The organism is Martinezella calliandrae (genome assembly GCF_030272695.1).
Taxonomy (GTDB): Bacteria; Pseudomonadota; Alphaproteobacteria; order Rhizobiales; family Rhizobiaceae; genus Rhizobium; species Rhizobium calliandrae.
This window is the reverse complement of sequence record NZ_JARFYN010000008.1, coordinates 175,072-193,463: the sequence shown is the minus strand read 5'-3', so window position 1 is coordinate 193,463 and position 18,392 is coordinate 175,072. Positions and strand designations below refer to the sequence as shown.

The 18,392-nt window shown below is 60.3% G+C and carries 21 protein-coding genes, 1 pseudogene and 1 riboswitch; of the genes and pseudogenes, 10 read left to right on the top strand and 12 right to left on the bottom strand.

Annotation, left to right across the window (positions count from 1 at the left end):
• The 5 genes and pseudogenes from PY650_RS08795 to sugE all read left to right on the top strand — a co-directional run.
• Positions 1–184: pseudogene (locus PY650_RS08795) on the top strand (S-(hydroxymethyl)glutathione dehydrogenase); the annotation flags it as partial.
• Between the two features lie 118 nt (positions 185–302).
• On the top strand, positions 303–878 hold the full coding sequence (gene gfa, locus PY650_RS08790) for an S-(hydroxymethyl)glutathione synthase (RefSeq protein ID WP_285878725.1): 576 nt from the start codon (positions 303–305) through the stop codon (positions 876–878).
• A gap of 90 nt (positions 879–968) precedes the next feature.
• Positions 969–1,433, top strand: coding sequence for a YaiI/YqxD family protein (locus PY650_RS08785; protein ID WP_285878724.1), 465 nt, complete (start codon positions 969–971; stop codon positions 1,431–1,433).
• A complete protein-coding gene (gene fghA, locus PY650_RS08780; RefSeq protein WP_285878723.1) occupies positions 1,430–2,263 on the top strand; it encodes an S-formylglutathione hydrolase in 834 nt (277 codons plus the stop codon). The genes PY650_RS08785 and fghA overlap by 4 nt, the downstream gene beginning before the upstream one ends.
• A 148-nt stretch (positions 2,264–2,411) precedes the next feature.
• Positions 2,412–2,726, top strand: a complete 315-nt coding sequence (sugE, locus tag PY650_RS08775) for a quaternary ammonium compound efflux SMR transporter SugE (protein ID WP_285878722.1) — start codon at positions 2,412–2,414, stop codon at positions 2,724–2,726.
• A 2-nt stretch (positions 2,727–2,728) separates the two neighbouring features.
• On the opposite strand, the gene PY650_RS08770 is transcribed toward sugE, so the two are convergent.
• From PY650_RS08770 to PY650_RS08735, 8 genes are all read right to left on the bottom strand, one after another.
• Positions 2,729–3,127, bottom strand: coding sequence for a DoxX family protein (locus PY650_RS08770; RefSeq protein ID WP_285878720.1), 399 nt, complete (start codon positions 3,125–3,127; stop codon positions 2,729–2,731).
• Positions 3,128–3,267: 140 nt separating this feature from the next.
• Positions 3,268–3,657 carry a DoxX family protein gene (locus PY650_RS08765; protein ID WP_285878719.1) on the bottom strand — a complete coding sequence of 130 codons (390 nt, stop codon included), beginning with the start codon at positions 3,655–3,657 and terminating at the stop codon, positions 3,268–3,270.
• Positions 3,658–3,778: 121 nt separating this feature from the next.
• The gene (locus PY650_RS08760) at positions 3,779–5,311 is read right to left on the bottom strand and encodes an acyl-CoA carboxylase subunit beta (RefSeq protein ID WP_285878718.1); all 1,533 of its coding nucleotides are present in this window, start codon (positions 5,309–5,311) and stop codon (positions 3,779–3,781) included.
• A 62-nt stretch (positions 5,312–5,373) separates the two neighbouring features.
• Complete coding sequence (locus tag PY650_RS08755; protein WP_285878717.1) at positions 5,374–5,850, bottom strand: hypothetical protein; 477 nt, start codon at positions 5,848–5,850, stop codon at positions 5,374–5,376.
• Between the two features lie 69 nt (positions 5,851–5,919).
• Positions 5,920–6,705 carry an ATP12 family chaperone protein gene (locus PY650_RS08750; RefSeq protein WP_285878716.1) on the bottom strand — a complete coding sequence of 262 codons (786 nt, stop codon included), beginning with the start codon at positions 6,703–6,705 and terminating at the stop codon, positions 5,920–5,922.
• Between the two features lie 9 nt (positions 6,706–6,714).
• Positions 6,715–7,368, bottom strand: a complete 654-nt coding sequence (locus PY650_RS08745; RefSeq protein ID WP_285878715.1) for an HAD-IA family hydrolase — start codon at positions 7,366–7,368, stop codon at positions 6,715–6,717.
• Positions 7,365–8,363 (bottom strand): RluA family pseudouridine synthase, encoded by a 999-nt coding sequence (locus PY650_RS08740; RefSeq protein ID WP_285878714.1) that lies wholly within the window; start codon positions 8,361–8,363, stop codon positions 7,365–7,367. The genes PY650_RS08745 and PY650_RS08740 overlap by 4 nt, the downstream gene beginning before the upstream one ends.
• A gap of 216 nt (positions 8,364–8,579) precedes the next feature.
• The gene (locus PY650_RS08735; RefSeq protein WP_285878713.1) at positions 8,580–9,113 is read right to left on the bottom strand and encodes a copper chaperone PCu(A)C; all 534 of its coding nucleotides are present in this window, start codon (positions 9,111–9,113) and stop codon (positions 8,580–8,582) included.
• Between the two features lie 181 nt (positions 9,114–9,294).
• Positions 9,295–9,382: riboswitch (glycine riboswitch) on the top strand.
• A gap of 145 nt (positions 9,383–9,527) precedes the next feature.
• Between PY650_RS08735 and gcvT the strand changes: the two genes are divergently transcribed.
• The 5 genes from gcvT to PY650_RS08710 all read left to right on the top strand — a co-directional run bounded on the left by gcvT (position 9,528) and on the right by PY650_RS08710 (position 14,966).
• Positions 9,528–10,664 (top strand): glycine cleavage system aminomethyltransferase GcvT, encoded by a 1,137-nt coding sequence (gene gcvT, locus PY650_RS08730; RefSeq protein WP_285878711.1) that lies wholly within the window; start codon positions 9,528–9,530, stop codon positions 10,662–10,664.
• Between the two features lie 26 nt (positions 10,665–10,690).
• Positions 10,691–11,053, top strand: a complete 363-nt coding sequence (gene gcvH / locus PY650_RS08725; RefSeq protein WP_285878710.1) for a glycine cleavage system protein GcvH — start codon at positions 10,691–10,693, stop codon at positions 11,051–11,053.
• Positions 11,053–13,917 (top strand): aminomethyl-transferring glycine dehydrogenase, encoded by a 2,865-nt coding sequence (gene gcvP / locus PY650_RS08720; protein ID WP_285878709.1) that lies wholly within the window; start codon positions 11,053–11,055, stop codon positions 13,915–13,917. The genes gcvH and gcvP overlap by 1 nt, the downstream gene beginning before the upstream one ends.
• A gap of 151 nt (positions 13,918–14,068) precedes the next feature.
• A complete protein-coding gene (locus tag PY650_RS08715) occupies positions 14,069–14,689 on the top strand; it encodes an alpha/beta hydrolase (RefSeq protein ID WP_285878708.1) in 621 nt (206 codons plus the stop codon).
• Position 14,690: 1 nt separating this feature from the next.
• A complete protein-coding gene (locus tag PY650_RS08710; protein ID WP_285878706.1) occupies positions 14,691–14,966 on the top strand; it encodes an addiction module antidote protein in 276 nt (91 codons plus the stop codon).
• Between the two features lie 23 nt (positions 14,967–14,989).
• Here the strand turns inward: PY650_RS08710 and sufA are convergent, their stop codons facing one another.
• The 4 genes from sufA to sufD all read right to left on the bottom strand — a co-directional run bounded on the left by sufA (position 14,990) and on the right by sufD (position 18,378).
• On the bottom strand, positions 14,990–15,379 hold the full coding sequence (gene sufA, locus PY650_RS08705) for a Fe-S cluster assembly scaffold SufA (protein ID WP_285878704.1): 390 nt from the start codon (positions 15,377–15,379) through the stop codon (positions 14,990–14,992).
• 76 nt (positions 15,380–15,455) lie between these two features.
• On the bottom strand, positions 15,456–15,836 hold the full coding sequence (locus PY650_RS08700) for an SUF system Fe-S cluster assembly protein (protein ID WP_285878703.1): 381 nt from the start codon (positions 15,834–15,836) through the stop codon (positions 15,456–15,458).
• An 11-nt stretch (positions 15,837–15,847) separates the two neighbouring features.
• On the bottom strand, positions 15,848–17,089 hold the full coding sequence (locus tag PY650_RS08695) for a cysteine desulfurase (RefSeq protein ID WP_285878702.1): 1,242 nt from the start codon (positions 17,087–17,089) through the stop codon (positions 15,848–15,850).
• A 14-nt stretch (positions 17,090–17,103) separates the two neighbouring features.
• Entirely contained in the window at positions 17,104–18,378 is a 1,275-nt protein-coding gene (sufD, locus tag PY650_RS08690; protein ID WP_285878701.1) for a Fe-S cluster assembly protein SufD, read from the bottom strand.
• Positions 18,379–18,392: the final 14 nt, after the last annotated feature.

The following is an 18,392-nucleotide window of genomic DNA, read 5'->3' as shown; positions in this document are numbered from 1 at the left end:
GATGGGCACGGCCTTTGGCGGCGCCCGCGGTCGCACCGACGTCCCGAAGATCGTCGACTGGTACATGGAAGGCAAGATCCAGATCGACCCGATGATCACTCACACCATGGCCCTCGAAGACATCAACAAGGGCTTCGAGCTGATGCATTCCGGGACAAGCATTCGCAGCGTGGTGCTTTACTAGGGCGCTCCCAGACTTAGACGGGCACGGGAGAACGCTGCACGACTTTGAATAGCGCACGGCCTTTTGGCAAATCGATCCTGATTTGGGGCCGTGGGCAACCAAGGAGGAGGAGCTGAACATGCCAAGTCAAGTATCGATACACCCGGCGCTCGACGGCGGAGTGAAGGCGGGACAGGCGAATTTCAGCGGCGGAACGCTGGTCTGCGCCTGCACCGATCGCCCTGTCAAAGTCGCCATCAGCGGTGGGATTGCCCACAATCATGCCTGTGGCTGCACCAAATGCTGGAAGCCGGAGGGTGCTGCTTTTTCGATCGTTGCCGTAACTGCACATGAAAACGTCAAGGTCCTGGAAAATGGCGACAAGCTCGCGGTCGTGGATCCCGACGCTTTGATAAAGCGGCATGCCTGCAAAGCGTGCGGTGTGCATATGTACGGGCCGGTGGAACGCGACCACGCCTTCAAGGGTCTCGATTTCATTCACCCCGAGCGCTTTCAGGAAAGCGGCTGGCCTGAGCCAGGCTTCGCCGCATTCGTGTCGTCGATCATCGAATCCGGAACGCCGCCCTCCGCCATGGCGTCCGTTCGCAGTCGGCTGAAGGAACTCCGCCTCGAACCCTATGATTGCCTGAACCCGCCACTTATGGATGCTATCGCAACCTGGGTAGCGAAAAAGGCGGGCACGTTAAGGGAATAGGTCTGGCCCTTGATGGGGGACTTCGCTAAACCGCGACTGCGCGTTCAGTCGGATGCGCAGCGCTCTTGCAATGAAACAACGTCCGTTACCATGATTTACGTCGATGCAGATGCCTGTCCGGTCAAGTCGGAAATCTTGAAAGTGGCCGAGCGTCACGGCATCGAGGTGACGCTTGTCGCCAATTCCGGCCTGCGGCCATCGCGTGACCCGATGGTAAAGAACGTCATCGTCTCAAACGCTTTTGACGCCGCCGACAACTGGATTGCGGAGCACGCCGGTCCTGGCGATATCGTCGTCACCGCCGATGTGCCGCTGGCCGGGCGCTGCGTCACCGTCGGCGCGCTGGTGACCGGGCCGTCAGGCCGCATTTTCGACAATACCAACATCGGCATGGTTACCGCCATGCGCGATCTCGGCGCGCATCTGCGCGAGACCGGCGAAAGCAAGGGCTATAACGCTGCCTTTACACCACGCGACCGTTCTGCCTTTCTCGAAACCTTCGACCGGCTCTGCCGGCGTGCCAAAGCTCATAATCCGCCTGGAGGTCAGCCTTGAACATCATTTCCCAGAGCACCGCCTTCGGTGGCATGCAGGGCGTCTTTTCACATGCCTCCGAGGCATGCCAATGCGACATGACCTTCGCAGTCTTCGTGCCGCCACGGGCGATCAAAGAGCCCTGCCCGGTCGTCTGGTACCTCTCCGGCCTCACCTGCACGCATGCCAACGTGATGGAAAAAGGCGAATATCGGCGTCTGGCCGCCGAGCTCGGCCTGATCGTTGTCTGCCCGGACACCAGCCCGCGCGGCAATGATGTACCCGACGAACTGACCAATTGGCAAATGGGCAAGGGCGCCGGCTTCTATCTCGACGCCACCGAGAAGCCGTGGGCTGAAAACTACCAGATGTACACCTACATCACCGAGGAACTGCCTGCCTTTGTCGGCCAGCACTTCCGCATGGATATGAGCCGGCAAGGCATTTTCGGCCATTCCATGGGCGGCCATGGTGCGATGACGGTTGCGCTGAAAAATCCGGAGCGCTTCAGGAGCTGCTCCGCCTTCGCGCCGATCGTGCAACCCTCGACGGCTGATTGGTCGGCGCCGGCCTTTGAGAAATATCTCGGCGCTGACAAGGCTGCCTGGCGCAAATATGACGCCTGCGCGCTTGTCGAGGATGGCGCCCACTTTCCGGAGTTTCTGATCGATCAGGGAAAAGCCGATGGTTTCCTAGAAACCGGTCTGCGTCCGTGGTTGTTCGAAGAGGCGATCAAAGGCACCGGCATCGGCCTGACGCTGCGCATGCACGAGCGCTATGACCACTCCTATTACTTCATCTCCAGCTTCATGGACGATCATCTGAAGTGGCACGCCGAACGGCTGGCATGAAAAGGGTGGCATAGCAGAGTCCCCAGCTTGAAAAGCCAATTCGGCTGAGGCATATGTTTTGTCGCGCAGACGACTGCGGCGGCCGGCATTGGATTGTCGGCTGGAAGACATCGCGGGGACGGCCTCGCTCTTAAAAAAGGAGCGCAATATGGCTTGGTTCCTGCTTTTCCTCGCAGGCTTATTTGAAATCGGTTGGGCTGTCGGCCTGAAATATACCGATGGCTTTACTCGACCGATCCCCACCGGCCTCACTCTCGTCTCCATGGTGGCAAGCGTCCTGCTGCTCGGCCTGGCGGTGAAGACCTTGCCGATGGGCACGGCTTACGCGGTCTGGACCGGCATTGGCACGGTCGGCACCGTTCTGTTCGGCATCTGGCTACTCGGCGATCCCGCCACCCTTATTCGCCTGTTCTGCATCGGCCTGATTGTCGCAGGCATTGCCGGGCTCAAGCTTGTCGCCTGAGGCTATGGGTGGCTATATCGGAGCTGGCGATTGTCCAGCGCCCATAGGCCGGGGCCTGAAAAGACCATGTACAAGAAGATGAAGCAGAAGAGCACAGGGCCGTCACCCTGGTTGTTGGCCGGAAAAAAATCGATCGGCATATGCACCATAAAATAGGCAAAGGCCATTTCACCGCTGAGGATAAAGGCGACCGGCCGGGTGAAGAGACCGAGAAAAATCAAGATGCTGCCGATAAACTCGATGACGCCGGCTACGAAAAACAGTGTCGAGATTTCAAAGGGTGCGGCGGGAAAATTGAAGAGCTTCTGTGTAGCGTGCTCAAAAAATAGCACTGCCGTTACGATTCGCAGGACCGCAAGGGCGGCGGGCTGATACTGCGACAGGCGCTCGAAAGCCGACATGAACATCTCCGCATGAACTGAGAAGGCGCCAGTACCTTGGAGGGAACATGGTCGCTTTCCGTGGACACAGGAGTCAACACGCCAACCGCAGATTTATTCGCCGGGCTCGAATATCAATCCAAGCCCGGCTTGATTGCATATTATTTCCTGCTGTTGTCGACGGCCAGCAGGCCCGGGCCCGAGAAGACCAGGTACAGGAAGACGAAGCAGAACAGAATGGCTGCGTCGCCGCCATTGTTTGCGGGGAAGAAATCCTTCGGCAGATGCGACATGAAATATGCGACCGCCATGTTGCCGCACAGAATGAACGCAACGGGACGGGTGAAGAGGCCGACAAAAATTGCCAGCCCGCCAAAGGCTTCCAGAATGCCTTGAACCAAAAGCAGTGACGGCAGGGGACCGGCGTGAGCGCCGGCCGGGAAGCCGAGAAGCTTCTGTGTGCCATGCTCCATAAACTGCAAGCCGGTCATGAGACGCAGCACAGTCAAGGCATAAGGCTGATATTGATTCAGGCGATCAGAAAGTGTCATCGTCTACTCCAGTTTCGTTTTCCTGGAGTCACCATAAGTTTGTGGGGGTGCCAAGGTGAAGACACGGCTTTTGACACCCAATCAAATCTTCGTGTAATATCCGTGACTTGTTGTCACATACTTAAAGTGGAATGTTGTCGTGCTTTTTCCAGGGATTGGTCAGATCCTTGTTGCGCAGCATCCTCAGCCCTTGCGCCAGCCGTCGCCTGGTTGAGTGCGGCATGATCACTTCGTCGATATAACCGCGCTCTGCGGCCACGAAGGGTGACAGGAAGCGGTCCTCATACATCTTCGTATGCGCGGCGATCTTGTCGGGATGGGCGATATCCTTGCGGAAGATGATCTCGACCGCGCCCTTTGCGCCCATGACGGCGATTTGTGCCGTCGGCCAGGCATAGTTGAGGTCACCGCGCAGATGCTTCGACGCCATGACGTCATAGGCGCCGCCGAAGGCTTTGCGGGTGATGACGGTGAGCTTTGGCACGGTCGCTTCGGCATAGGCGAAGAGCAGCTTGGCGCCGTGCTTGATCAGCCCGCCATATTCCTGTGCGGTTCCCGGCAGAAAGCCAGGTACGTCGACGAACGTAACGATCGGAATGTTGAAGCAATCGCAGAAGCGCACGAATCGGGCCGCCTTGCGGGATGCGTCGCTGTCGAGGACGCCAGCCAGCACCATCGGCTGATTGGCGACAAAGCCAACCGTCGCGCCCTCGATACGACCGAAACCACAAACGATGTTCTTGGCGAAGCTTGCCTGGATCTCGAAAAAATCGCCCTCGTCCGCCACCTTGAGGATCAGTTCCTTGATGTCATAGGGCTTGTTGGCATTGGCCGGGATTAGCGTGTCGAGCGACGCATCGGGATCGGTGACGGATTGATAGCACTCGATCTCCGGGATATCAGCGGTGTTGGACTGCGGCAGAAAATCGATGAGCCGGCGCACTTGCAGCAACGTGTCGATGTCGTTGTCATAGGCGGCGTCGGCGATCGAGGATTTCGTCGTGTGCACCGTGGCGCCGCCAAGCTCGTCCGACGTCACTGTTTCGTTGGTGACGGTCTTCACCACGTCCGGGCCGGTGACGAACATATAGGACGTGTCGCGCACCATGAAGATGAAATCGGTCATAGCCGGAGAATAGACGTCGCCGCCGGCGCAAGGACCCATGATGATCGAGATCTGCGGTATGACGCCGGAAGAGAGCACGTTGCGCTGAAACACCTCGGCATATCCGCCGAGCGCTGCCACGCCCTCCTGGATGCGTGCACCGCCGGCATCATAGATGCCGACGATCGGCGCCCGGTTCTTCAGCGCCATGTCCTGAACTTTCATGATCTTTTCGGCATGCGCTTGCGAAAGCGAACCGCCGAAAACCGTGAAATCCTTGGCAAAAAGAAAGACCGTGCGACCATTGACAGTACCCCAGCCGGTGACCACGCCGTCACCGGCGATCTTGCTTTTGTCCATGCCGAAATCGATCGAGCGATGCTCGACGAACATGTCGAACTCTTCGAAGGAGCCTTCGTCGAGGAAGATCTCGATGCGCTCGCGCGCCGTGAGCTTGCCGCGTGCATGCTGCGCATCGATACGCGCCTGCCCGCCTCCGAGCCTTGCGATCTCTCGGCGACGCTCCAATTCCTGCAGGATCTCTTTCATGATGGCCCTCTTGTCCGCTTATCCGGCTTAGCATGGCACGGCAGCACTTGGTAGCCGTCGGCTCAATTCACCAGCGGCGGCGCCTTCAACACGAAGATGGAGCGGATGCGGGCGGCGATATCCTCAGCCATCAGCTCATCGGCCGCGGTCGGATCCGGAGTGAAGTTCGACGTTTCGAAGGAGGCCATGGCAACCACTGCGCCGGTGTCGAGCGCGGCAGCGTCGACATTGATCTTCGCCGCGTTGCGATCCTTGTTGAAGCTCCGTCCCTTGCGAACATCCGTCAGGCGGATGGTGAGAGCCACCTTCGGCAGCGGTGTATCGCGGGTCGTCACCGCGATGGCGGCGTTGACGCGCTCATTGATGGCCGAAAGCAGCGCCGGCGAAACAGGCGGCACCGACTGATCGGCGACGACAGTGGCGCTGCGCACATCATAGGCCGGAGGTGAAGGCGGTGGCATGAGCGACCAGCTCGAGCATGCAGCCAACGCCAAACATCCTGCGAGCGCCGACAATGCGCCCGACCTCAACAAGAACATGATTCGCGTCCCGAATTCCCAATCCTTGAGATACAGATTTCGACATAACGGACTGCAAATCAACAGCAATTAACTATGAAATGCGGAAAAAACTTCCGTTGCCGCCTCAAACTCTTCGAAGCGCTGGGCGCGGCGCCGTTCGGCCTCCTCGTCGCGGCCCCAGTGTTCGATCGTCCAATCCTCGTCGAGATGAGCGAGCGACCAGACCTCGTCATGCGGCAGCCGGCCCTCGGCGAAAGCAACCGCCAGGATTGCCGAACCCGTCAGTGTCGTGATCGTGTGCAGGCTGGCGAGTTCAAACGGCGTGTCGTATTTGCGCAGCGTCACGGCGAAGGCGGCGATCGCCTCGCGCGGCTGTTCCTGATGCATGACGCCCTCGGCGAGGATGAAACGAGCGCCGAGTTCGTTAGCTGCCCAGTCGATTACCGGGTTCCACAGCTCCGACTGCCGCTCCACCAGCCGCTCCGGCGTATCGGCGCGATAACAAAGCAAGTCGCTCGAGGAAAAGCGCAGGATGTCCTCGAATACCGCCTGGCTATCCGTGGCCACACCGTCGAGCGCCGTATTGACCAAGCGCGTTACCGGCATGGTCGCAGGGTCGATCACGTCGACTTGCCGAGCCCACTCGGCTGCCACCAACTTCGCCAACGCCTCGGTCGGCATGGCGAGCGATTGGCGCGCAGGCGTCTTGACAATCTTGCCATCGAGCTCGATCACGTGGCCGTCTTCGCTCTCGCGGACGCCCACATCCTTATAAAACCGCTTTGGCAGCGGCTTCTTCATCTGGATTTGCGCCCGGCGGACAGGGTCGGGGTGGCTCAGGCCTTCGGAAAGATCGTTAAACAGGTCGCGCATAGCGTCACCTCAGAGAATATGGCTCAACAGGTCGTTCGGGTGATGGGCGATCGTATCGGCGCCAGCAGCCAGCAGTTCTTCCACCGAAGCGTAGCCCCACGCGACACCGATCGCGGTCGCGCCGGCCGCTTTCGCCATCTGCATGTCGTAGATAGCATCGCCGATGACCATCGTATCATGCGGATCCATGCCGGTCTCGCTGCAGCATTCCGTCACCATGGCGGGATGCGGCTTTGAGGGGCAATCGTCTGCGGTGCGTGAGACGACGAAATAGGGCGTAAAGCCATTCGCTTCAAGAATATGCGTCAAGCCGCGACGGGATTTGCCGGTAACCGCGCCGATCAGCAGTTCGTCGCGGGCAGCGAGCGTCTCGATCAACGGTCTGATGCCGTCGAACAGCGGCGTCTGCATGTCCCCTTCGTCGCGCACGCCGGGGAAGATCGATTTATAGTGCGCCGTCATCGCGATCGCCTCGTCATCGACATGCGGTTTGCCCTGCATACGGGCAATCGCGATGTCCAGTGTCAGGCCGATGATCGACTTGGTGGAGGCGACATCCGGGCGCTTGTAGCCGAAATCGACGAAGGTGCGCGCCATGACCTCGTGGATCAGCCGGACGCTGTCGACCAGCGTCCCGTCGCAATCGAAAAGCACCAGCTTCATTCGTCGTCCGGCTCCCCTGCCGATGCCTCGTCAAAGCCGAGGAGGTTCCACGTCTGCACCATGTGCGGCGGCAGCGGCGCGGTGACGCGCAGGCGGCCGCCATTCGGATGCGGAATATCGATATGGCGGGCGTGCAAATGCAGCCGCTTCTGAACGCCGCCCGGGAAATCCCAATTCGGATCGTCCTCGAAATATTTGGGATCGCCGATGATCGGATGGCCAATATGTAGCGCATGGATGCGCAGCTGGTGTGTGCGGCCGGTATAGGGCTCCATCTCCAGCCAGGCGAGGCGCTGGGCGGCAGTCTCCACGACGCGGTAATAGGAAACCGCGTGATCTGCGCCCTCCTCGCCATGCTTGGCAATGCGCATGCGATCGCCGTCCGGTGTCGTTTCCTTCACCAGCCAGGTGGAAATCTTGTCTTCATGCTTGCGCGGGACGCCCTTGACCAGCGACCAGTAGGTCTTCTTGGTGTCGCGTTCGCGAAAGGCGGCCGTCAGTTTCTGTGCTGCGCCGCGCGTGCGGGCGACGACGAGGACGCCCGACGTGTCGCGGTCGAGGCGATGCACCAGCCGCGGCTTCTCGCCCTTCTGGCTCGTCCAGGCCTCCAGCATCTTGTCGATGTGCCGGCTGACGCCGGAGCCGCCCTGCACGGCAAGGCCGGCCGGCTTGTTCAACACATAGACCTTGTCGTCCTCATGCAGCAGCATGCGCGCCAGAAGCTCGGCATCGCCGGAATGTTTCAATTCTTTGCCGGCGATCGGGCCATTCCTCGGTCCTTTGGCATCGACATCGAGGGGCGGCACGCGCACCATCTGCCCCGGCTGCACGCGCGCATCCGTCTTCACGCGGCCGCCGTCGACACGCACCTGGCCGGAGCGCATCAGCTTTTGCAATTGTCCAAAGCCAAGTCCGGGGAAATGCACCTTGAACCAGCGGTCGAGGCGCATGCCGTCCTCATCAGGCTCGACTTTTATATGCTCAATCCCGGCCATTCTTCTTCTTTCAAGCGCGGCAACATGATCCTTAAAAAACTGCGACGCAGTTTCGGACAAGATCATACCAAGGGGGACTGGGGCGATCTGGCCCCAGGGCCGGGTCATCCCGGCCTTTTGAGGTGGCTTTAGAGCATTTCGGCGAAAAGTGGAAACGTGAATTATCTTCGGGAGGGAATTTTGTGACAGCGATGCATCTTGGTGGCGCCGCAAAGCTCAGCTTGCGTTCGGCGCCACGACGGGCAAGGCGATATCGACCATGCCTGCCTTATCGAACATCAGCATTACCGGCACAGTGCTGCCCTGCTTGAACGGCGTCTTCACCTGCTTGAACATCATGTGCAGGCTGTTCGGCGAAAGCGTCACGGTGGCGCCCGCAGGAATGGCGATGCCTTCCTTGAGTTCGCGCATCTTCATGATCTGTCCTTCCACCTTCATCTCATGCAGCTCGACCTTGCCGGCCGCTGAGGATGTGACGGAGGTCAACCTGTCGTCGCTACTGCCACCATTGTGGATGGTGATGTAGCCGCCGCCGACCGGCTGGCCGGGCAGCATGGCGCGAACATAGCCGCCGCTGATGTCGAGGTCGCCGAGCTTTGCTGTCGCCGAACCGGCCGGCGCCTTGCCCGCATCCATGTGCATTCCGGACATGCTGTTCATGGCGTTGCCCTGCTGGGCCATGACGGCGGCAGCGGAGAAGGAAAGCGTGGTTGCCGAAATCACCAATGCGGCGGCATATCTGCGGTTCATCATGGTCTCCTGCCCGGCTCCTCTATTCACTGATGGGATAGCCTGCAGAAGCGCGATTGCAAAGTCCCCTGCATCCATTGGCCGCGCGCATCAGTATAGGCGCGAGCTGTGACACGACAAAAATTTGTTTCAGGGCGACATTTGCCCCTTGCCATCCTCGGCGACTACCAGATAATGGCACGCAACCCTGTTGGGAGAATCCGGCGCGAGCCGGTGCCGAAGGAGCAACCGCCCCGGAAACTCTCAGGCCAAAGGACCAACAAGGGGCAGACGGAACTCTGGAGAGAAATGCGCAAGCGTTCGCCGAAGGGATAACAATCTCAGGCAAACAGACAGAGGGGGCTCATCGCAAGGCGCAGTCGCGCCCGAATTTTGAGCCCGCGCTTTTGTGAGCGCAAACCCCGGAGGCGTCACTTGGACGAGACCGCTGCCCTCAAGAAGACACCCCTTCACGCCCTGCATCTGTCGCTCGGTGCCCGCATGGTGCCGTTCGCCGGCTATGACATGCCGGTGCAATATCCCGCGGGCGTGCTCAAGGAGCATCTGTGGACCCGTGCATCGGCCGGTGTTTTCGACGTCTCGCATATGGGTCAAGTGACGATCCGCGCCCGCTCGGGCAGTTACGAAGACGCCGCGCGGGCGCTGGAAAGCCTGGTGCCGGTCGATATTGTCGGGCTCGCCGAGGGCCGACAACGCTACGGTTTCTTCACGGACGAGAATGGCGGCATTCTTGACGATCTGATGATCACCCACATGGACGATTACCTCTTCGTCGTCGTCAATGCTTCCTGCAAGGATAAAGATCTCAAGCATCTTCAAGACCATATCGGCGATAGCTGCGAAGTCACTTTACTTGATCGCGCCCTGATCGCGCTGCAGGGGCCACGGGCCGTCTCCGTCCTCGCCGAGCTTTGGGCCGATCTCGCCCATATGAAGTTCATGGACGTTCGCCATTGCCGTTTGCATGACGTTTCCTGTCTTGTCTCCCGCTCCGGCTATAGCGGCGAAGACGGTTTTGAGATTTCCGTGCCGCCCGGCAAGGCCGAAGATATTGCCCAGCGATTGTTGGAACACCCCGATGTTCAGCCGATCGGCCTCGGCGCACGCGATTCCCTTCGTCTCGAAGCCGGGCTTTGCCTCTACGGCAACGACATCGACGAAACGACGACGCCGGTGGAAGCAGCACTCGAATGGGCAATACAGAAAGCGCGCAAGACCGGTGGCGCGCGCGCCGGCGCATTTCCTGGTGCGAGCCGCATCCTTACCGAACTCGACAACGGCGCCTCGCGCCGCCGCGTCGGTCTGAAGCCGGAAGGCAAGGCGCCGGTACGCGGCCACGCCAAGCTTTATGCGGATGCTGAAGGCAAGACCGAGATCGGTGAAGTTACTTCCGGCGGCTTTGGCCCGAGCGTCGAAGGCCCCGTTGCCATGGGTTACGTACCTGTCAGCTTCGCGGCGCCTGGCACACCAGTCTACGCCGAGGTGCGTGGCAAATACCTGCCGGTCGCCGTTTCTGCCCTGCCTTTCATCACTCCGACCTACAAACGTTGAACGTCTTATTCCAGAGAGGATCGTCCATGCTGAAATTCACCGAAGAACATGAGTGGCTGAACATTGAAGGCGATGTTGCAACCGTTGGGATCACGGCCCATGCCGCTGAACAGCTCGGCGATCTCGTTTTTGTCGAACTGCCCGAAGTCGGCGCCAGCTTCTCCAAAGGAGACGATGCGGCAACCGTCGAATCCGTCAAGGCGGCATCAGAGGTCTATTGTCCGCTCGATGGCGAGATCTCCGAGGTCAACGAAGCCATCACCGCCGATCCGGCACTCGTGAATTCCGACCCGATGGGCGCTGGCTGGTTCTTCAAGTTGAAACTCAAAAATATCGCCGATGCCAATGGTTTGCTGGATGAATCCGGCTATAAGGAGCTCATCGCGTAATGGATACGCCTACCGAATTCACCTTTACGGAATACCAGCCCTACGATTTCGCCAATCGTCGCCATATCGGCCCGTCTCCGTCTGAAATGGCCGACATGCTGAAGGTCATCGGTTATGGCAGCCTCGACGGACTGATCGATGCGACGCTGCCGCCCTCCATCCGCCAGAAGATGCCGCTCACTTGGGGCGCACCGATGACGGAGCGCGAGGCGCTCGACAAGCTGCGCGAGACCGCCAACAAGAACAAGGTTCTCGTTTCGCTGATTGGCCAGGGCTATTACGGCACGATCACGCCGCCGGTCATTCAGCGCAATATCCTGGAAAATCCCGCTTGGTACACGGCCTATACACCGTATCAGCCGGAAATCAGCCAGGGTCGCCTCGAGGCATTGCTGAACTACCAGACGATGATCTGCGACCTGACGGGTCTCGATGTTGCCAACGCCTCGCTTCTCGATGAAGCCACCGCGGCCGCCGAAGGCATGGCGATGGCCGAGCGCGTCGCGAAATCAAAGGCCAAGGCCTTCTTTGTCGATGCCAATTGCCATCCGCAGACCATTGCTTTGATCAAGACCCGCGCCGAACCGCTTCGCTGGACTGTCATCGTGGGCAATCCTTTCACCGACCTCGATCCAGTCGATGTCTTCGGCGCCATCTTCCAATATCCAGGCACGCACGGTCACATCAATGACTTCACCGGCCTGATCTCGAGGCTGCACCAGGCCGGCGCTATCGCCGTTGTCGCTGCCGATCCGCTCGCTCTGACGCTGCTGAAGTCACCTGGCGAAATGGGCGCCGACATTGCCGTCGGCTCGTCGCAGCGCTTTGGCGTGCCGGTCGGTTACGGCGGTCCGCACGCGGCCTACATGGCCGTCAAGGATGCCTATAAGCGCTCCATGCCCGGTCGCCTTGTCGGCGTTTCGCTCGACGCGCGCGGCAACCGCGCCTATCGCCTGTCGCTGCAGACCCGCGAACAGCATATCCGTCGTGAAAAGGCGACGTCGAACATCTGCACCGCCCAGGTGCTGCTGGCCGTCATGGCCTCCATGTACGCCGTCTTCCACGGGCCGCAGGGCATCAAGGCTATTGCCCAACAGGTGCATCAGAAGGCCGTCTTGATGGCCAAGGGCCTGGAAAGGCTCGGCTACAAGATCGAACCGGAGACTTTCTTCGACACGATCACCGTCGAGGTCGGCCATATGCAGGGCCTGATCCTGCGCGCGGCCGTCGCCGAAGGCGTCAATCTGCGCAAGGTCGGCGAAACCAAGATCGGCATGAGCCTCGACGAGCGCACGCGTCCGGCGACGTTGGAAGCGGTCTGGCGCGCCTTCGGCGGCGATTTCCGCCTTGCCGATTTCGAGCCCGGCTATCGCCTGCCGAAGGGGCTGTTGCGTACCAGCGAATATCTGACGCATCCGATCTTCCACATGAACCGCGCCGAAAGCGAAATGACCCGCTACATCCGCCGGCTCTCCGACCGCGACCTCGCGCTTGATCGCGCCATGATCCCGCTCGGCTCCTGCACGATGAAGCTGAACGCGACGGCGGAAATGCTGCCGATCACCTGGCCGGAATTCTCCGACATCCATCCGTTCGTCCCGGCCGATCAGGCACTCGGCTATCGCGAGATGATCGACGACCTGACGGAAAAGCTCTGCGCGGTCACGGGTTACGATGCCTTCTCCATGCAGCCGAACTCAGGCGCGCAGGGCGAATATGCAGGCCTTTTGACCATCCGCAACTACCACATCGCCAACGGTCAGGGCCATCGCGACGTCTGCCTGATCCCGACCTCGGCGCACGGCACCAATCCTGCCTCCGCGCAGATGGCCGGCATGAGGGTCGTCGTCGTCAAGGTCAGCGATGACGGCGATATCGACATGGTCGATTTCCGCGCCAAGGCGGAGCAATATGCGGACACGCTCTCCTGCTGCATGATCACCTATCCGTCGACGCACGGCGTCTTCGAAGAGACGGTCAAGGAGATTTGCGACATCGTGCATATGCACGGCGGCCAGGTTTATCTCGATGGCGCCAACATGAACGCCATGGTCGGCCTCTCGCGCCCGGGCGATATCGGCTCCGACGTCAGCCACCTCAATCTGCACAAGACCTTCTGCATTCCGCATGGCGGCGGCGGTCCCGGCATGGGTCCCATCGGCGTCAAGGCCCATCTGGCGGCGCATTTGCCCGGACACCCGGAAACGGACGGCCGCAACGGCGCGGTGTCTGCGGCAGCCTTCGGCTCGGCTTCGATCCTGCCGATTTCCTGGAGTTACTGCCTGATGATGGGCGGCGAAGGGCTGACGCAGGCGACGAAGGTCGCGATCCTCAACGCCAACTATATCGCAGCGCGGCTTACGGGCGCCTACGACGTGCTCTACAAATCGCATTCCGGCCGCGTGGCGCATGAATGCATCATCGACACGCGTCCGCTGGTCGATAGCGCCGGCGTCACCGTCGATGACGTTGCCAAGCGCCTGATCGATTGCGGCTTCCATGCTCCGACGATGAGCTGGCCGGTTGCCGGCACGCTGATGGTCGAGCCGACCGAATCGGAAACAAAGGCGGAGCTTGACCGCTTCTGCGAGGCGATGCTGGCGATCCGCGAGGAAGCCCGCGCCATCGCGGAAGGCCGGATGGACAAGACCGATAACCCGCTGAAAAACGCCCCGCATACGGTCGAAGACCTGGTCGGCGAGTGGAACCGGCCTTATTCCCGTGAGCAGGCGTGCTTCCCGCCAGGCGCCTTCCGGGTCGACAAATACTGGTCGCCCGTCAACCGTGTCGACAACGTCTACGGTGACCGGAATCTGATCTGCACCTGCCCGCCGGTTGAGGCCTACGCCGAAGCTGCGCAATAGGTGTTTTCCAAATAAAGTGAAGCGGTTCAGCCGCTTCGCTCTTCTTCGACATAAATCTATCGCGAAAAATCTCTATGACTGCGCCGCGCGTTCCATGGACCGCGCGCCACTTTTTCAAGCGCGGCGAAATCGGCGCCGGAAGTCATACATCATGCCGGATTTATCAGGATTTTGCTTTGTCGCGGGACGGGAATATTTCTCCTCTCCGCCGCTCGTTCTGTTGCATGGCAGCGGGAGAGGCGAAGCGGAACTCATCGCGCTCGCAGACGAAGTCGCGCCGCAGCGGCCCTATATGGCCTTGCGCGGTGGCGTGGATTGGGACGAGGGCTTTGCCTTTTTCCGTCGCAATCCCGACCGGAGCCTCGACTATGCTGATCTGCGCGAGCAGACGGATCGGATCTGTCGGTTCATAGGTGCGGCCGTCGAACAGGGCGTTTTGAGGCAGCCTCCCATTTTGCTCGGATTTTCCAATGGTGCCATCATGGCCGCCTCTATCCTGCATACCGAGCCTGGCTTGGCGTCGGGCGCCATCCTTTTACGCCCTTTGTCGCCCGCGCCGGGCAAAGCTTTCCCGCCGATGCCCGGCCTGCCTGTCCTGATCACCGCAGGCAAAAATGATGAACGCCGGCAACCCGAAGATGCGGTGCTGATAAAAACACAATTTGAGAACTGTCAGGCGGATGTCAGCAGCCATGTGCTGCCGACGGGTCACGGCTTGCACGAGAGCGAAGCCAGGCTCATCCGCGATTGGATTATACAGAAAGGCATTTAACATGGCCCAGCAAACGCCCGTAAGCGTGGAGGCCGTCGACGGCTATATCGCAGCCGCCTTCGAAACCAACGATCCGTCTTCCATCGCCAAGGCACTTGGCGAGGTCGCGCGAACGCGCAACATGAGCAAGCTCGCCAAGGATGTCGGCATGAACCGTTCGGCTCTTTATAGGGCGCTGAGTGGTGACGGAAATCCGGAATTTGCGACCATCCTGAAGGTCGTCAGGGCGCTCGGCCTGAAACTGATGCCGGTCGAGCGCGAATCCGACGCCGCTTGACATCAAGCGGCGCTCGGCCTCTGTCAAACGGCCGGGGCGGCCTGACGTTGTGCCGCCAAAGCCGCGAGATCGGCGGGCTTCAATTCTACGGATTCGCCGCAGCCGCAGGCCGACGTCTGGTTTGGATTGGTGAAGGTGAAGCCGGAGCGCAGCGTCGTGGTCTCGAAGCCCATCTCGGTGCCAAGCAAATAAAGCACCGCCGACGGCTCGACCCATACCTTGGCGCCATCGCGCTCGATCAGGTCGTCCTTGGCGTTCGGTTCGGTTACCAGGTCGATGGTATATTCCATCCCGGCGCAACCGCCCTTCTTGATGCCGACGCGAACGCCCTTGGCATCGGGACCGGAGTTCTCGACGATTGCCTTGACGCGTGCTGCGGCGCCATCCGTCATGCTCATCACTGCAAAGCCCATGGGCTCATTCTCCTTCCACAGCCGGGGTCAAGATCCGGTGCTTCAAGCTATAATGTAAAGCGGGCGGCTTAAAGCTTCAATACCAGCCAACCGCGACCTGCGCCTCTTCCGACATGCGATCCGGTGTCCACGGCGGGTCGAAGGTCATGGCGACTTCTACGCCGGAAACGCCTTCGACGGCGCCGACCGCATTTTCGACCCAGCCGGGCATTTCGGCGGCGACCGGGCAACCCGGCGCAGTCAGCGTCATGAGGATCTTCACCATGCGGTCGTCTTCGATATCGATCTTGTAGACCAGACCGAGTTCGAAGATATCGGCGGGAATTTCAGGATCATAGACAGTTTTCAGCGCGCTGATCACATCGTCGCTGAGGCGTGCCAGCTCGGCCGCGGGAATGCTGGAATGCACGATGCCCTCGCGCACGTCGATCTTCTGTTCGCTTTCATCGAGTGACATCGCTTGCCTCCTTAGGCAAAGAATTTTCGCGCATATTCCAGCGCATCGACCAGAGCATCCACCTCGGCGCGGGTAGTATACATGCCGAATGATGCACGGCATGTGGAGGTGACGCCGAAGCGTTTCAAGAGCGGCTGGGCGCAATGGGTACCTGCGCGCACCGCAACGCCCTGACGATCGATCACCATTGATACGTCGTGCGAATGAATACCCGCAAGTTCGAAGGAGAAGATACCGCCTTTGCCAGGTGCCATGCCGAAAACGCGCAGCGAATTGACCTGTCGCAGCCGTTCGGCCGCATAAGCCCCGAGATCGGCCTCGTGCCTTGCGATCGCCTCGCGCCCGACGCTCTCCATATAATCGAGTGCGGCGCCAAGTCCGATCGCTTGGACGATGGGCGGCGTGCCCGCCTCGAAGCGGTGCGGCGGATCGTTGTAGGTAACGTTGTCCTCGCTGACGTCGAAGATCATCTCGCCGCCACCCTGGAAGGGCCGCATCTCGAAAAGCTTGTCCTTCTTGCCGTAGAGCACACCGATCCCCGACGGGCCGTAAAGCTTGTGGCCGGTCATGACATACCAGTCGCAATCGATATCCTGCACATCGACGGGCAGGTGCACGGCGCCTTGCGATCCATCGATCAAGACGGGAATGCCGCGCTCATGGGCGATCCGGCAGACTTCCTTGACCGGAACGACGGTACCGAGCGCGTTCGACATATGGGTGATCGCAACGAGCTTGGTGCGTTCCGTCAGGCTCTTTTCGAAGTCCTCGATGTGGAAGGCGCCATCATCATCGACCGGCACCCAGACCAGTTTGGCGCCCTGCCGCTCGCGGATAAAATGCCAAGGCACGACGTTGGAATGATGCTCCATGATCGAAAGCACGATCTCGTCGCCCTCACCGAGCTTAGGCATGCCCCAGCCATAGGCGACGGTATTGATCGCCTCGGTCGAGTTCTTTGTAAAGACGATATCGTCCACCGACGGCGCATTCAGAAAGCGGCGGACTTTTTCGCGCGCAGCCTCATAGGCTTCGGTGGCGGCATTGGAGAGAAAATGCAGCCCACGATGCACATTGGCATATTCGCTGGAATAGGCGTGCGACACCGCGTCGATCACGATTTGCGGCTTTTGTGCCGATGCACCGCTGTCGAGATAGACCAGCGGTTTGCCGTGGACGGTCGTCGACAGGATCGGAAAATCCTGACGGATCGCTTCGACGTCATAAGCTGTGGCTGGTACGATCTTGTCCACGAGCGTTGCTCCAATCAGGCGTGCTTTTCGAGCCAGGCCGAGATTACGCCTTCGAGCGCCTCGACCAGGGCTTCGTCTTCCAGCTCTTCGATGATCTCTGCGACAAAGGCGTTGACCAGCATGGCGCGGGCTTTGTTCTTCGGAATGCCGCGCGCCATCATGTAGTAGAGGTGGTTCGCGTCGATGTCGGCAACGGTGGCACCATGGCCGCACTGCACGTCGTCGGCAAAGATTTCGAGCTCCGGCTTGACGGAGAACTCGGCGTCGTCGGACATCAGCAGCGTATTGCAGGCCATGCGGGCATCGGTCTTCTGCGCATCCGGGGCCACGCGGATCATGCCCTGGAAGACGCCGCGGGCGCGGTCGAACACCACGTTGCGAACGATCTCTGTCGAGCCCGTGTGCGGCACGTTGTGGCCAAGCGTCAGCGTCACATCGGTATGCGTTTCGCCGCCAAGCAGGTTGACGCCGCGTAGCACGAGGTCGGAGCCCTCGCCCGTGACCTTCACATGCAGCTCCTGACGCACCAGCTTACCGCCGGCGTTGATCACGAACAGCTTCAGCTTGGCATCCGCGCCAAGGTCGACGCGAATCTGGCCGAGATGCGTATCCTCGCTCCCCTGCTCCTGCAGGATGATCCAGGTCACTTCGGCACCCTTGCCAATCGTGACGTCGCTGACCGAGGAGACCAGCGCCGCAGCGCCGGGCACGGCCTGGTGGCGCTCGATCACCGTCGCCTTGACATCTGCGCCGAACGAAACCGGCAAGCGGCTGTGGATCTGGCCGCCGGCATGGATGAACTGGATCTCCAACGGCGCATCGAGTTCGGTGCCATCGGGAAAATCGATGACATAACCGTCGCGCACGAAGCTGCCGTTGATGCGGCCGATGGCGTCATCCCTGCCGAGCGCGGTGAGACTTGCGGCAGCAGTACCATCCGCCAAACGATCGGCATAGCGGCTGACAACCAGGCCATCGATCGAAGTCTTGCCGCCAACGCTGCCCTGCAGAACCGGCAGCACTGGCGAACCGGGAACGGTGGGCGACAAGGGTTCGACATTGCCGGAGCCGAGGTCGGTCGGAACCGAACGCAGCAGGTTCTTGAAATCGGTATAGTGCCAGGATTCGAAGCGACGCGTCGGCAGGCCGGCGGTCTTAAGGTCGTCCAATAGACGGTCGCGCACGGCGAGCACGTCGCCATCGCCCGGCAAATCGCCCAACTGGTTGTTATACGCCTCGATCAGCGCCGTCTCCGCGGCGGTCAGGCGGCTCGTCGTCTGAATGTTCATCGACGTCTCCTTTC